Here is a 14620-nt window from a genome sequence, read left to right on the forward strand (position 1 = left end):
CGGCGGACGACGGTGGGGCGAGGGGGCGGCGCCCATGTTCACCGGTGCGACTCCAGGTGCCTGCGGTGCAGCCACTTCGGCAGGCCGGGCGCCTCCAGGAACCCCTCGGCGCGCGCGGACGCGACCCCGATGCGCGGCAGGTCCGCGCTCTTCTCGAAGAGCAGGAACCGCGGCTCCCAGATCGGTCGGTACTTGGCGTTGGCCCGGTACAGCGACTCGATCTGCCACCAGCGGGAGAAGAAGCTGAGCAGCGAGCGCCACAGCCGCAGCACCGGACCCGCGCCGAGACGCGCCCCGCGCTCGAAGACCGAGCGGAACATCGCGAAGTTCAGCGAGACCTGGGTGATGCCGATCTCCCGGGAGCGCCGCAGGAGCTCGATCACCATGAACTCCACCAGTCCGTTCTCCGCGTCGCGGTCGCGCCGCATCAGGTCGAGGGAGAGCCCGCCCGGACCCCAGGGCACGAAGGACAGCATCGCCCTCAGACGGCCCTCGGCGTCCGTGCACTCGAGCATCACGCAGCGCCCGTCCTCCGGGTCGCCGAGCCGTCCCAGCGCCATGCTGAAACCGCGCTCGGTCGCGCCGTCGCGCCAGTCGTCCGCGCGCTGGAGCAGGTACGCCATCTCGTCGGCCGGGATGTCCTCGTGCCGCCGGACGCGCACCCGGTACCCGGCCCGCCCGACCCGGTTGTAGGCCTGCCGGACGGTCCGCATGGCCCGCCCCTCCAGCGTGAACTCGGCCGTCTCGACGAGGGCTTCGTCGCCCAGCTCCAGGGCGTCGAGACCGTGCCGGGAGTAGACGGTGCCCGCCTCCTCGCCCGCGCCCATCACCGCCGGGATCCAGCCGTGCTCCCGGGCCTCGGCGAGCCAGGGCTCGATGGCGCCGGGCCATGCCTCGGGGTCGCCGAGGGGGTCGCCGCTCGCCAGGGAGACCCCGCCCACCACCCGGTACGCCACCGCCGCCTTGCCGGTGGGCGACCACACCACGCTCTTCTCCCGGCGCAGCGCGAAGTAGCCCAGCGAGTCCCGGTCGCCGTGCCGCTCCAGCAGCGCGCGCAGCTGCTTCTCGTCGTCCTCGGTGAGCGGGTCGACGGCGCGCCGGGAGCGGAAGGCCGCGTAGAGGACGGCGAGCACCAGCAGGGTGCTGAGCACGTTGACGGTGACGTCGGCCCAGTTCGGCGTCGAGATCCCGAGGTGGTGGGAGTCGTCGGCGGCGACCGAGACGAGCCGCAGGGTGCCGTAGCGCCAGCGGTCCAGGAAGGTCGAACGGTGGGCGTCGTGCGCGTCGTTGGTGACGGTGACCAGGAGCGCGGCGAGCAGTGAGGCGACCAGGAGCCCGCCGAGCGCGACGGCCGCGGCGAGCTTCGGGTTCGACCGGTCGCCCTTGGCGTAGAACTCCCGGCGGCCGAGGGCCAGGGAGCCCACGAAGGCCGCGGTCAGCGCGAGCGAGACCCAGTTCTGCGCGTACCGGCGGATCTCCGGGAACGCCATCGCGGCGCCGAACAGCACCAGGAACAGTCCGCCGAGCACGGAGTTGAGGATCCACGCGGCCCGCTTGCGCCGCCGCATCGTGATGGCCAGGAACATCGTGAACACACCGGAGGCGAAGCCGGCGGTCAGCAGGTAGGGAGTGAAGTAGTCCTCCGTGTTGTGCCGGCGCACGTCCTGTCCGAGCGACACCCAGGCGGCGCTCAGGAAGTTGATGAACGTGACCGCGCGCAGGTACCACACCGCGAAGGCGGCGGACCGCCGGGAGACGGCCGTGGACCGCCGTTCCCCGCCACCCCGACGAGCCGGCGCCCGTTCCTGGCCGACGGCAACGCCGACGCCGGCGTCGGCAGCAACGACAGTTCGGACATCTCCCATGAACCGGGATGATATGGGCCGGGAAGGCCGCTACGGGGGAGGCGGCCGCACGGGAAGGATTCAGCTCGGTTCCGGCCTCTCCGGAGAAGCTTTCAGCTTCCCCGAGGAAGGTTTCAGCCCTGTCCGGGGAAAGTTTCAGCCCCTCCGGCGTTTGAGGAGCGGGGGTCCGGGGGCGGAGCCCCCGGGTACGGGAAGGGCAGGGGCGGAGGGGGCGGAAGAAGGCTGAGGTGACGCCGGTCGGACCCCGGACCCGGAGCTGACCCGGGCCCGGGCCCGGGGTCGGAGCTACGCGTCGGAGGCGGCTTCGGAGCCGGCCTCGGAGTCGGAGCCGGCCTCGGAGACCCCCTCCGGCGCTTCCTCCGTCGCCGGAACGGAAGCCTCCGGCAACTCCGCGGCAAGACTCGCCGCAGCCCGCACCAACGGCAGGGCGAGCAGCGCCCCCGCCCCCTCTCCCACCGTCACCCCATGGTCGAGCAACGGCTCGAGCGCCATCCGGTCCAGCGCCTTGGCCTGCGCCGGCTCCCCGCTGAGCTGCCCCGCCAGCCACCAGTCCGGCGCCCGGAAGGCGACCCGCTGGCCGACCAGCGCGCACGCCGCCGACACCACACCGTCGAGGATCACCGGCATCTTGCGGACCGCGCTCTGCAGCAGGAACCCGGTCATCGCCGCCAGGTCGGGCCCGCCCACCGTCGCGAGCAGCCGGAGCTGGTCGCCGAGCACGGGCCGGGCCCGCCGCAGCGAGTCACGCACCGCGGCGCACTTGCGCATCCACGCGAGGTCGTCGACGGGCTGCCCGCCCCGCCCGGTCACGACGGACGCGTCGGTCCCGCACAGCGCCGCGATCAGGACGGCCGCCGCCGTGGTCCCGCCGACGCTGATGTCGCCGAGCACCACCAGATCCGTACCGGAGTCGGCCTCCTCGTCGGCGACGGCGACCCCGGCCCGGAACGCGGCCTCGGCCTCCTCCAGGGTCATCGCGTCCTCGACGTCGATCCGCCCCGAACCGCGCCGCACCCGGTGCCGTACGACCTCGTCGGGCAGCCCCTCGGGATCGGCGTCCAGCGACATGTCGACCACGCGCACCGGCACGCCGAGCCCGCGGGCCAGCACCGACGCGGGGCTCGCGCCCTCCAGGACCGACCGCACCAGCCGCGCGGCCCCGCCCGCGGGGCGCGCCGACACACCGAGGGCGGCGATCCCGTGGTCGCCCGCGAACAGTACGGCGCGCGGGTGCTCGATCGGCCGCACCGGCACCGCGGACTGCGCCGCCGCCAGCCATTCACCCAGGTCGTCGAGGCGGCCCAGCGCCCCGGGCGGCACGATCCGGCGCTCCCGGTGCGCCTCGGCGTCACGGCGTACGCCTCCGTCGGGACGCTCGATCAGATCGGTGAAGTCGTCGAGATTAAGCGAGCTCATTCGCCGAACAGTACCGGCACCGATCGAACGCGTCCGCGCCACGTCGTTGCGCTCCGGATCCCCATCGCATACGTACCGTTTGCATCGGATTGTCGTACGGTTCGTCCCGGACAGGAGCGTCCATGCCCCCCACCCCGCAGCCGATCGCCGAACGCCGTGCCGCCTACGCGGCCGAACTCGCCCGGGGCACCGCCCGGTTCCACGAGCCGCGCCGCGCCGACTGCCCGTGGTGCGGCTCGAAGCGCCTGCGCACCCGGCTGCGTACGCCGGACCTGCGCCAGCGCAAGCCGGGGACGTTCACCGTCGACGAATGCGGGGACTGCGCCCACGCCTTCCAGAACCCCCGGCTCACCCCCGAGGGGCTGGCCTTCTACCGGCGGGACCCGGGCGAGGGCGCCCACGGCCGTCCCGCCGGACGGCCGCCCGGCCCCCGCGGCGGAGCCGGGCGCCACCGCGCGGCGGCCCGCGCCGTGCCGCCCTCCGCCGAACCGGAGAGCTGGCTCGACGTCGGCACCGGACACGGACACTTCCCCGCGGCGGCCAGGGAGGTCCACCCGTACACGTCCTTCGACGGTCTCGACCCCACGCGGCGCGTCGAGCGGGCGCGGGCGGCGGGACGGGTGGAGGAGGCGCACGTCGGACGGCTCACCGACCCGCGGATCGCGGAGCGGCTGCGCGCCCGCTACGACGTCGTGAGCATGTTCCACCAACTGGAGAACACCCCCGAACCGCGCGAGGAACTGCGCGCCGCGCTGGACGTGTTGAGACCCGGCGGACACCTCGTGGCCGAAGTGGCCGATCCGGACTGCGCGTTCGGCGCGCTGCTCGGCAAGTGGTGGCCGGCGCACGGCCAGCCGCGCCGTCTCCACCTCGTTCCGCTGCCCAACCTGCTCGGCGAACTGGAGGCACTGGGCTGCGTGATCGTCGCCGCGGACCGGCGCGGGGCGCACGTCCCCCACGACCTCTCGGGAGCCCTCGCCCTGGCACTCGGGCGCGCCCTCCCCGGTCCCGACGCCCCCTGGCACCCGGCACCGCCGACCCCCTTCCAGCGCGCCGCGCGCCGGGCGCTGAGCCGGGCGGCCGCCCCCCTCCTCGCCTCGGCCGCGGCGCTGGACCGGCTGTCGGCCCCCCTGCTGTGCCGCACCCGCTTCTCGAACGCGTACCGCGTCGTCGCCCGCAAGGAAGACTGAACCGCCGCCCGCCGCCCGCCGCCCGCCGCCCGCCGCCCGCCGCCCGCCGCCCGCCGTCAGCCCCGCAGGGGCAGGGCCTGTCCCGCCACCACCAGCAGCACGTGCTCGCACTCCCCGGCGAAGGCGGCGTTCAGACGGCCGAGTTCGTCGCGGTAGCGGCGTCCGGACGCCGTGGCCGGCACGATGCCCGAGCCGACCTCGTTGGAGACGGCGACGAGCGTGCGGCGGGTGCGGCGGACCGCGGCGACGAGCTCCTCCACGCGGGCGCGCAGGGCGCGTTCACCGCCCCCGGACCACTCGGCGTCGTCCCAGGCGTTCACCGCGTCCATGGCGTCCGTCAGCCACAGCGAGAGACAGTCGACGAGCAGGGGCGGCCCGTCCTCGGCGAGCAGGGGCACCAGGTCGCACGTCTCGGCGGTCCGCCAGGAACCGGGCCGCCGCTCACGGTGGACCCTCACCCGCTGCGCCCACTCCACGTCCCCGCCGCGCGTCCCTCCCGTCGCGACGTACAGGACCTCGGCGAAGGTCTCCATCCGCCGTTCCGCCTCCACCGACTTGCCCGAGCGCGCACCCCCGAGCACCAGCGTCCTGCGCGGGACGTCGGGCACGTCCTCGTAGACACCCACGTCGAGCGTCGTCCCGTCGGGCACGGCCCGGGCGCCCGCCGCGGCGAGCCGCCTGCGCAGTTCGGCCCCCGGGGGCACGTCGTGGTCGAGGTGCACCGCGATCACGTCCGTCGTCGGGTCGACCGCGCCGGCCGCGCGCAGTCTCGCCAGGGCGTCGGGACGCCCCACCACGTCCAGGAGCACCATGTGGTACGCCCCGCCGTTCTCGTCCAGGCCCGCCGGCGCCGCGCCCGGCGGCAGGTACAGCAGCCGCTGCCCGGCCGGGCCGGTCACCGCGTACCCCGTGCCGGGCGCGTCCATCGGCACCGCCCGCACCCGGTGTCCCGTCAGCAGCGCCAACTCCCGTCCGTCGGGCACCCGGCCCGGCTGCGGCAGCCCGGCCGGCACCTCCACGGGGGGGCCGTCGTGCGGGTGGGAGAGCAGCACCTGCCGTACGCCGCCCAGCGAGTGTCCGGCGCGGGCCGCCGCGAGCGCGGCGCCGGGGGTGAGGTCGAGCAGCAGCGTGCCGTCCACGAGCAGCGCGGTGGCCGCCCGCGCCTCCTCGCCGAGCGCGCCCGCGCAGGCGGCGCAGGGACAGTCGGGGCGGGGCAGGCCCGCGGGGGCACCGGTGCCGAGCAGAGTCAGTTCCACGCCGCCGATTTTTCCGTGTCCCCGCGCGTCTTGCGCGTCCGGCTAGGCTTCGGACGGGAGACGGATCTTGTCCGGCTTCCGCTGTGCAGTGTGCTCACACCTTGGAGGCGTACATGGCGGCATGGACGTGGCGGTTCGAGAAGTCCGACGGGACAGAGGTCCAACCCGCGGTGCAGCCCGAGGAGTTCACCACCCAGGGCGACGCCGAGTCCTGGATCGGCGAGGTGTGGAAGGACCTTCTGGCGGGCGGCGCGGACCAGGTGTTCCTCTTCGAGGACAGCACGCAGATCTACGGTCCGATGAGCCTGCACGCCGAAGCGGAGTAGGCCGGCAGGGGTTGCCGGGGCCACACCCCGGCAACCCGTCGCCGCCCGCGGCACCCGCACGGGCGACATCGGTGTTCCGGTCCGGGGCGGCGGTCCGGGGCGGTTCAGCCGCGTACGCCGCACAGATGCAGGAGGGCCGCCACCTGGCGGTACGGATCGGTCCGGCCGGCCCGCTCCTCCGCGGCCAGCATCGCCTCCGCGTCCTCCGGCACCGGCGCGCCGTCGACCGCCGTGTCCGTGAAGACGCGCACGCCGTACCAGGTGTGCAGCGGGGCCCCGATCCCGGCGAGCGTGGCGGTCAGCGTGGCGAGCCGGTCGGCACGGACGTCGAGACCGAGCCGGTTCGTGTACGCGGTCGTGTCGAACGAGGCGAGCGCCGTCGCCCAGTCCCCGCCGATCCCGGGCCGCATGGCCAGCGCGTCCCCGTTGCGCACCAGCAGCGAGAGCAGCCCGCCCGGGGCCAGCATCCGCGCCAGCCCGGCCAGCAGGGCGTCCGGCTCCTCGGCGTACATCAGGACGCCGTGACACAGCACCACGTCGAAGCCGCCCGGCAGGAAGTGCACACCGGTCTCGTGCCCGTCGCCCTCCATGAGGCGCACCCGGCTCCGGATGCCCTCGGGCTCGGCGGCCAGCGCCTCACGCGCCGCCGACAGCATCGTGGGGTCCCGCTCGAGCCCGGTCACCTGATGGCCGGCCCGGGCCAGCCGCAGGGCCTGGGTGCCCTGGCCCGCACCCACGTCGAGCACCCGCAGGCGCTGCCCCACCGGATAACGCCCGGTTATCTGCTCCTCGAGCTGCCGGGCCACCAGTTCTTGCCTTACGACATCCCGCAGCCCGCCCAGCCTGCTCAGCCAGGCATCCGCCGCGCCCCCGGAGAACGACGTAGTGCTCAGGGCCGCTCTCCGCGCTTGACCTGCGGCTTCGGCAGCCGGAGTCGACGCATCTGGAGCGTGCGCAGCAGCGCGTAGCGGACGGCGCCCTTGGTGTTCTCGTCCGGGAAGCGCGTGTTGAGCTGCTTGCGCAGGCGGATCGCGATGACGACCATGTCGACGATGATCATCACGATGACGACCATCCACAGCAGCAGCGCCACGTTCTTCAGCCACGGGTTGGGCAGCACGCTCAGCATGAGGATGACCACGGCCATCGGCAGGAAGAGCTCGGCGACGCACAGCCGCGAGTCCACGTAGTCGCGGGCGAACCGGCGCACCTTGCCCTTGTCGCGCACGGGCAGATAGCGCTCGTCCCCACTGGCCAGCGCCTGGCGCTGCCGCTCCATCGCCGCACGGCGGTCGTCGCGCTGGCGCTTGGCGGCCTCCTTGCGCGTCGTCGGCGTCTGGGCGACGCTGCGGCGCTGGGTCTGGGCCTCACTGCGTTTGGGCGTGGGGCGGCCCTTGGGGGCCTGGGGGTCACGGGTCACTTTGGAGAGGGTCACCGGCGCCTTGTCGGCGGGGGCCTTCTCTTCCTTCGCACGGCTACGGAACACAAAACCCAAGGGTACGGGGTCCGCGGGCATGGACGCCGATCGAGTGGGGAACGATCCGGCAACACCGTGCGTCTGTGCTGGACAGAGAGGACGTCTCTCCGGGACGAACCCCGGGGGCCACCTACTCCTTACGCCGGAGCGGTGACAGGCGCAGTCGTCCTTGGGGATGAGCGCATCCGTCCCCGAACAGTGCGGTAATGGATGCGGGGCCCGTACTGTGGGTCCTATTGCAGTACCTGGAGCCGGAGTCCGTCAGAAGGGGGCGCGCGAAGCCCATGAGCGGTGTCATGAAGCGTATGGGGATGATCTTCCGCGCGAAGGCGAACAAGGCCCTTGACCGGGCCGAGGACCCGCGCGAGACCCTCGATTACTCCTACCAGAAGCAGCTGGAGCTGCTGCAGAAGGTCCGGCGCGGTGTCGCCGACGTGGCGACCAGCCGCAAGCGGCTCGAACTCCAGCTGAACCAGCTCCAGAGCCAGTCCTCCAAGCTGGAGGACCAGGGCCGCAAGGCCCTCGCGCTCGGCCGCGAGGACCTCGCCCGCGAGGCGCTGTCCCGCCGCGCCGCCCTCCAGCAGCAGGTCACCGACCTGGAGACGCAGCACCGGACCCTGCAGGGCGAGGAGGAGAAGCTCACCCTCGCCGCCCAGCGACTCCAGGCCAAGGTCGACGCCTTCCGCACGAAGAAGGAGACGATCAAGGCGACGTACACCGCGGCCCAGGCGCAGACCCGGATCGGCGAGGCCTTCTCCGGCATCTCCGAGGAGATGGGCGACGTCGGGCTCGCCATCCAGCGCGCCGAGGACAAGACCGCGCAGCTCCAGGCGCGGGCCGGCGCGATCGACGAGCTGCTCGCCTCCGGAGCCCTCGACGACCAGTCCGGGCTGGTGAAGGACGACATCCAGAGCGAGCTGGACCGCATCTCCGGCGGCTCGGACGTGGAGCTCGAGCTCCAGCGCATGAAGGCCGAGCTGGCCGGCGGCTCCTCCTCGCAGAAGCAGGCGATCGAGGGCGGCACGGGCCAGGACCGGCCGTCGTCGCAGCAGCAGGACACCCCGCGCTTCGACAAGCAGTGACCTGACGGGCCCGGGCCCGAGGAGGCGACATGATCGTACGGATCATGGGGGAGGGGCAGGTGAGGCTGGACGACGGCCGGCTCACCGCCCTGAACGAGCTGGACGACGAACTGCTCACCGAGATGGAGAGGGGTGACGAGTCCGGCTTCTGCCGCACCCTGGCCGCCCTCCTGGACGCGGTGCGCGCCGCCGGGACCCCCCTCCCCGACGACTCGCTGGAGCCGTCGGAGCTCATCCTCCCCTCCCCGGACGCCACCCTCGAGGAGGTCCGCGAGATGCTGAGCGACGACGGTCTGATCCCCGGCTGACGCCGCACCGGCACGGTTCCCGGGCTTCCGGCCCACGTCCCGGAAGCCGCGGCCCGGAGCCCGAGGAAGCCCGCGGCCGGGGCCCGCGAGGGCGAGCGGACGACCCGGGGCCGCCGTCCCCGTGCCCGGCCCCGTACGTGCCTGCCGCCCGGTCCCGAGCCCGGCAGGGCTTCGTGCCGTACCGGCGGCACCGGGACACCGCCACCCCCGTGCCCCCGCCGGGGACGGACCGCGCGCACGGTTGTGCCGTACCGCCCGGTCCCGAGCCCGGCAGGGCCCCGTACCGTGGCCGGATGAGCACCCTGGAGCGCATGAGGGACTGGCTGCGGGACCACCGCCTGGCCCTGGACGCCGCCGTCGCCGCCGGCGTCCTCGTCAGCATGGTGGCCGGCTCCTTCGTCGACCCGCACGGCTCCGACGGCACGACCTGGAGCGCCCGCACCCCGGACGTCCTCAGCCTCGCCCTGATGGTCCTCGCCGCCGCGGCCCTGGTCTTCCGCCGCCGCGCCCCGATGAAGGTCCTCGCGGCGACCGTCGCCGTCTCCCTGGTGGAACTGGTGACCGCCGACCCCCGCGCCCCGGTCGCCATGTCCGCCGTCGTCGCCCTCTACACCGTCGCCTCCGCCACCGACCGCCCCACGACCTGGCGCGTCGGTCTGGTCACCATGACGGTCCTGACGGCGGTCGCCATGCTCGCCGGGCCGCTGCCCTGGTACGCCCAGGACAACCTCGGCGTCTTCGCGTGGACCGGCATGGCCGCCGCGGGCGGTGACGCCGTCCGCAGCCGGCGCGCCTTCGTGCACGCGATCAAGGAACGCGCGCTGCGCGCCGAACGCACCCGGGAGGAGGAGGCGCGCCGCCGCGTCGCCGAGGAGCGGCTGCGGATCGCCCGCGATCTGCACGACGTCGTCGCCCACCACATCGCCCTCGTCAACGTGCAGGCCGGCGTCGCCGCCCACGTCATGGACAAGCGCCCCGACCAGGCCAAGGAGGCGCTCGCCCACGTACGGGAGGCCAGCCGGTCCGCGCTGAACGAACTGCGCGCGACCGTGGGCCTGCTGCGCCAGTCCGGCGACCCCGAGGCGCCGACCGAGCCCGCCCCCGGGCTGGCCCGGCTCGACGAGCTCGCGGACACCTTCCGCAACGCGGGGCTCCCCGTCGAGGTGGCCCGCTCCGACTCCGGCACGGTGCTGCCCGCGGCCGCCGACCTCGTCGCGTACCGGGTGATCCAGGAGGCCCTGACCAATGTGCGCAAGCACGCGGGCCCGGGGGCGAAGGCCGAGGTCAGCGTGGTCCGCGTCGGGCCCGTGGTGGAGGTGACCGTCCTCGACGGCGGTCCGGGACCCGGCACCGTCCCCGGACAGGACAACGGACCGGACGCCGCACCGGCCCCCGGTCACGGAGCGGAGGACGGCCCGCGGCACGGGAACGGACCCGGAGCGGACACCGGAGCGCGGACGGGCGGCGGCCACGGGCTGCTCGGCATGCGCGAGCGCGTCACCGCGATCGGAGGGAGCTGCACGGCCGGTCCCCGCTACGGAGGCGGGTTCCGCGTCCATGCGATCCTTCCGGTCAAGAACCGCGCGACTGCCCTGGGGGAACCCGTATGACGATCCGTGTCGTGCTCGCCGACGACCAGGCGCTGCTGCGCAGCGCCTTTCGCGTGCTGGTCGACTCGGAGCCCGACATGGAGGTCGTGGGGGAGGCGTCCGACGGCGCCCAGGCCGTGGCGGTGACCCGGGCCGAGCGGGCCGACGTGGTGCTGATGGACATCAGGATGCCGGGCACCGACGGACTCGCCGCCACCCGGCTGATCACCGCCGACCCGGAGCTCGCGCACGTACGGGTCGTGATGCTGACCACCTTCGAGGTCGACGAGTACGTCGTGCAGTCGCTGCGCGCCGGCGCGTCCGGGTTCCTCGGCAAGGGCGCCGAACCCGAGGAACTGCTGAACGCCATCCGGATCGCCGCGGGCGGGGAGGCGCTGCTGTCCCCGGCGGCGACCAAGGGCCTCATCGCCCGGTTCCTCGCCCAGGGCGACGACGACGGACCCGGCGGCGCCCGCTCCGCGCGGCTCGACGCGCTCACCGGGCGCGAGCGCGAGGTGCTCGTCCAGGTCGCCGCGGGCCACTCCAACGACGAGATCGCCGAGCGTCTCGAAGTGAGTCCGCTCACGGTGAAGACGCACGTCAACCGGGCCATGGCCAAGCTCGGCGCCCGTGACCGGGCCCAGCTCGTGGTCATCGCGTACGAGTCGGGGCTGGTACGTCCGAGGGTGGACTGAGCGTCACCCGCGCGTACTGCGCCTGGAGTAGGTTCCGGGTACGGAAATGGACTCTGGGGTTACGGATCGCCGCCCGTCCATGGTCCAGGGTGTGGCGTGGGGAGTTCCCCCGTCCCCCGCTTTCCGCTCGAACCACGGAAGAGAGACCCACCACCCATGTCCTGGCTGTCCAGATTCAGCCTCGCGCAGCGGGCCCTCATAGGGCTGATGTCGATCATCGCGCTCGTCTTCGGGGCGATAGCGATCCCCCAGCTCAAGCAGCAGTTGCTGCCCACCATCGAACTGCCCATGGTGTCGGTCATCGCGCCGTACCAGGGTGCGTCTCCCGACGTGGTCGAGAAGCAGGTCGTCGAGCCCATCGAGAACAACCTCGAAGGCGTCGACGGCATCACCGGTGTCACCTCCACCGCGAGCGAGGGCAACGCCGTGATCATGGCGTCCTTCGACTACGGCAACGACACCAAGCAGCTCGTCGCCGACGTCCAGCAGGCCGTCAACCGGGCGCGCGCCCAGCTCCCGGACAGCGTCGACCCGCAGGTCATCGCCGGCTCGACGGACGACATGCCGACCGTCGTCCTCGCCGTCACCTCCGACAAGGACCAGCAGGCGCTGGCCGACCAGCTCGACCGCACGGTCGTCCCCTCCATCGAGGGCATCGACGGCGTCGGCCGGGTCGCGGTCACCGGTGTCCGGGACCTCCAGGTCACCGTCACGCCCGACGACAGGAAGCTGGCGAAGGCCGGCCTCACCCCGGCCGCCCTCGGCCAGGCCCTCCAGGCGGGCGGGGCGACCGTCCCGGCCGGCTCGTTCGACGAGGACGGCGGCAACCGCACCGTGCGGGTCGGCGGCGGCTTCACCTCGCTGGAGCAGATCAAGGACCTGATGGTCCCGGGCCGGCCCGGCAAGAAGCCGGTGCGCCTCGACAGCGTCGCCACCGTGAAGCAGGAGCAGGCCGAGGCCGACTCCATCACGCGCACCGACGGCCGCCCGAGCCTCGCCGTGATGGTCACCATGGACCACGACGGCAGCGCCGTCGCCATCTCCGAAGCGGTCAAGGACAAGCTGCCCGGCCTGCGCACCGACCTCGGCGCCGGCTCGGCGATCACCGTCGTCAGCGACCAGGGCCCGGCGGTCTCCAAGTCCATCCACGGGCTGACCACCGAGGGCGCCCTCGGTCTGCTGTTCGCGGTCCTGGTCATCCTGCTCTTCCTGGCCTCGGTCCGCTCGACGCTGGTCACCGCGGTCTCCATCCCGCTGTCCGTGGTGCTGGCCCTCATCGTGCTGTGGACCCAGGACCTGTCGCTCAACATGCTGACGCTGGGCGCGCTCACCATCGCGATCGGCCGGGTCGTCGACGACTCGATCGTCGTCCTGGAGAACATCAAGCGGCACCTCGGCTACGGCGAGGAGCGCCAGGAGGCGATCCTCACCGCGGTCCGCGAGGTGGCCGGCGCGGTCACCTCCTCGACCCTCACCACGGTCGCCGTCTTCCTGCCGATCGGACTGACCGGCGGCATGGTCGGTGAACTGTTCGGCTCCTTCAGCCTCACGGTCACGGCGGCGCTCCTCGCGTCCCTGCTCGTCTCGCTGACGGTCGTCCCGGTGCTCTCCTACTGGTTCCTGCGCGCCCCCAAGGGCACCCCGGAGGACGCCGAGGAGGCCCGCCGCGAGGCCGAGGAGAAGGAGGAGCGCAGCCGCCTCCAGCGCGTCTACGTCCCCGTCCTGCGCTTCGCGACCCGTCGCCGGCTCACCAGCCTGGCGATCGCGGCCGTGGTCCTCGTCGGCACGTTCGGCATGGCGCCCCTGCTGAAGACGAACTTCTTCGACCAGGGCGAGCAGGAAGTCCTCACCGTCAAGCAGCAGTTGAAGCCGGGAAGCAGCCTGGCCGCGACCGACGCGCAGGCGAGGAAGGTCGAGAAGCTCCTCGACGGCGTCAAGGGCGTCAAGGACTACCAGGTCACCATCGGCTCCTCCGGCTTCATGGCGGCCTTCGGCGGCGGCACGGACACCAACCAGGCGTCGTACCAGATCATGCTGGAGGACTCCGCCTCCTCCAAGGACGTCCAGAAGCGCATCGAGAAGGGGCTCGGCGAGCTCTCCGGCCTCGGCACCACCACGGTCGCGGCCGGTGACGCCTTCGGCAGCCAGGACCTCAAGGTCGTCGTGAAGGCGGCCGACAAGGACGTGCTGCGCAAGGCGGCCGAGCAGGTCCGCGAGACGGTCGCGAAGCTCGACGACGTCACCGACGTCACGAGCGACCTCTCCCAGAGCGTGCCGCGCATCTCGGTCAAGGCCAACTCCAAGGCGGCGGCGGCCGGTTTCGACGACGCCACGCTGGGCGCCGCGGTCGGCCAGGCGGTGCGCGGCACCGTCAGCGGCAAGGCGATCCTGGACGACACCGAGCGGGACGTCGTCATCAGGTCCGCGAAGCCGGTCACCACGCTCGAGGAGCTGCGCGGGCTGCGGCTCGGCGCGGTGAAGCTCGGTGACATCGCCGACGTGGAGCTGGTCGACGGACCGGTCGCGATGACCCGCATCGACGGCCAGCGGGCCGCCACGATCACCGCCAAGCCCACCGGCGACAACACCGGCGCGGTCAGCGCGGACCTCACGGCGAAGCTCGACAAGCTGAAGCTGCCCGCCGGTGCCACGGCGTCGATCGGCGGTGTCTCCTCCGACCAGGACGAGGCGTTCGCGAACCTGGGGCTGGCGATGCTGGCGGCGATCGCGATCGTCTTCATGCTGCTGGTGGCGACCTTCCGTTCGCTGGTCCAGCCGCTGATCCTGCTCGTGTCGATCCCGTTCGCGGCGACCGGCGCGATCGGTCTGCTCGTCGTCACGGGTACTCCGATGGGCGTCCCCGCGATGATCGGCATGCTGATGCTCATCGGCATCGTGGTGACGAACGCGATCGTGCTGATCGACCTCGTCAACCAGTACCGGGCGCAGGGCCACGGCGTGGTCGAGGCCGTGATCGAGGGCGGCCGGCACCGGCTCCGCCCGATCCTGATGACGGCACTGGCGACGATCTTCGCCCTGCTGCCGATGGCGCTGGGCGTGACCGGTGAGGGCGGCTTCATCGCGCAGCCGCTCGCGGTGGTCGTGATCGGCGGTCTCATCACGTCGACGCTGCTGACCCTGCTGCTCGTCCCGACGCTCTACGCGATGATCGAACTGCGCAAGGAGCGCCGCGCGGAGAAGCGGGCGGCGAAGCGGGAGTCGAAGAAGGAGACCGAGCCGGCCGGGTCCGGCGAGGACTCCGTGGACGACGAGGACAAATCCCCGGAGCCGGCCGGAGTCTGACCCGGTTCCGAACACGGCCCCGTCCCGGCGTCCACACGCCGGGACGGGGCCACGCGCTTTCCGCCCGCGCGCCTTCCGGCCGTGCGTTCACGCCGGGAGCCATGGGTTCTCCG

12 protein-coding genes are annotated in these 14620 nt (G+C 73.2%); 7 read left to right on the forward strand and 5 right to left on the reverse strand.

Annotated elements, in window-relative coordinates; translation table 11 throughout:
• Positions 1–38 precede the first annotated feature (38 nt).
• Entirely contained in the window at positions 39–1865 is a 1827-nt protein-coding gene (locus tag ACFW6B_RS25355; protein WP_386599058.1) for a phosphatidylglycerol lysyltransferase domain-containing protein, read from the reverse strand.
• 285 nt (positions 1866–2150) lie between these two features.
• Positions 2151–3281 (reverse strand): nicotinate-nucleotide--dimethylbenzimidazole phosphoribosyltransferase, encoded by a 1131-nt coding sequence (gene cobT, locus ACFW6B_RS25360; RefSeq protein ID WP_386599061.1) that lies wholly within the window; start codon positions 3279–3281, stop codon positions 2151–2153.
• Positions 3282–3403: 122 nt separating this feature from the next.
• Here cobT and ACFW6B_RS25365 point away from each other — a divergent pair, with 122 nt between their 5' ends.
• Complete coding sequence (locus tag ACFW6B_RS25365; protein ID WP_386599063.1) at positions 3404–4471, forward strand: class I SAM-dependent methyltransferase; 1068 nt, start codon at positions 3404–3406, stop codon at positions 4469–4471.
• Positions 4472–4527: 56 nt separating this feature from the next.
• Here ACFW6B_RS25365 and ACFW6B_RS25370 read toward each other — a convergent pair whose 3' ends face one another.
• Positions 4528–5727: a bifunctional adenosylcobinamide kinase/adenosylcobinamide-phosphate guanylyltransferase gene (locus tag ACFW6B_RS25370; RefSeq protein ID WP_386599065.1), complete on the reverse strand. Its 1200-nt coding sequence runs from the start codon at positions 5725–5727 to the stop codon at positions 4528–4530.
• Between the two features lie 113 nt (positions 5728–5840).
• Here ACFW6B_RS25370 and ACFW6B_RS25375 point away from each other — a divergent pair, with 113 nt between their 5' ends.
• Positions 5841–6053, forward strand: coding sequence for a hypothetical protein (locus ACFW6B_RS25375; RefSeq protein ID WP_361691930.1), 213 nt, complete (start codon positions 5841–5843; stop codon positions 6051–6053).
• Positions 6054–6157: 104 nt separating this feature from the next.
• Here ACFW6B_RS25375 and ACFW6B_RS25380 read toward each other — a convergent pair whose 3' ends face one another.
• On the reverse strand, positions 6158–6859 hold the full coding sequence (locus tag ACFW6B_RS25380) for a class I SAM-dependent methyltransferase (protein WP_386599067.1): 702 nt from the start codon (positions 6857–6859) through the stop codon (positions 6158–6160).
• 83 nt (positions 6860–6942) lie between these two features.
• The gene (locus tag ACFW6B_RS25385; protein WP_386599069.1) at positions 6943–7569 is read right to left on the reverse strand and encodes a DUF3043 domain-containing protein; all 627 of its coding nucleotides are present in this window, start codon (positions 7567–7569) and stop codon (positions 6943–6945) included.
• 245 nt (positions 7570–7814) lie between these two features.
• On the opposite strand from ACFW6B_RS25385, the gene ACFW6B_RS25390 reads away from it, so the two are divergent.
• The 5 genes from ACFW6B_RS25390 (at position 7815) to ACFW6B_RS25410 (ending at position 14507) form a co-directional block, all read left to right on the forward strand.
• Positions 7815–8612, forward strand: coding sequence for a PspA/IM30 family protein (locus tag ACFW6B_RS25390; protein WP_386599071.1), 798 nt, complete (start codon positions 7815–7817; stop codon positions 8610–8612).
• A gap of 29 nt (positions 8613–8641) precedes the next feature.
• Positions 8642–8920, forward strand: a complete 279-nt coding sequence (locus ACFW6B_RS25395) for a hypothetical protein (protein ID WP_386599073.1) — start codon at positions 8642–8644, stop codon at positions 8918–8920.
• 293 nt (positions 8921–9213) lie between these two features.
• Positions 9214–10530 carry a sensor histidine kinase gene (locus ACFW6B_RS25400; RefSeq protein WP_386599075.1) on the forward strand — a complete coding sequence of 439 codons (1317 nt, stop codon included), beginning with the start codon at positions 9214–9216 and terminating at the stop codon, positions 10528–10530.
• Positions 10527–11204, forward strand: coding sequence for a response regulator (locus tag ACFW6B_RS25405; protein WP_386599077.1), 678 nt, complete (start codon positions 10527–10529; stop codon positions 11202–11204). Before ACFW6B_RS25400 ends, ACFW6B_RS25405 begins: the two co-directional genes overlap by 4 nt.
• A gap of 156 nt (positions 11205–11360) precedes the next feature.
• A complete protein-coding gene (locus ACFW6B_RS25410; RefSeq protein ID WP_386599079.1) occupies positions 11361–14507 on the forward strand; it encodes an efflux RND transporter permease subunit in 3147 nt (1048 codons plus the stop codon).
• The last annotated feature ends 113 nt before the right edge of the window (positions 14508–14620 follow it).

Source organism: Streptomyces sp. NPDC058751, assembly GCF_042746485.1.
Taxonomy (GTDB): domain Bacteria; phylum Actinomycetota; class Actinomycetes; order Streptomycetales; family Streptomycetaceae; genus Streptomyces.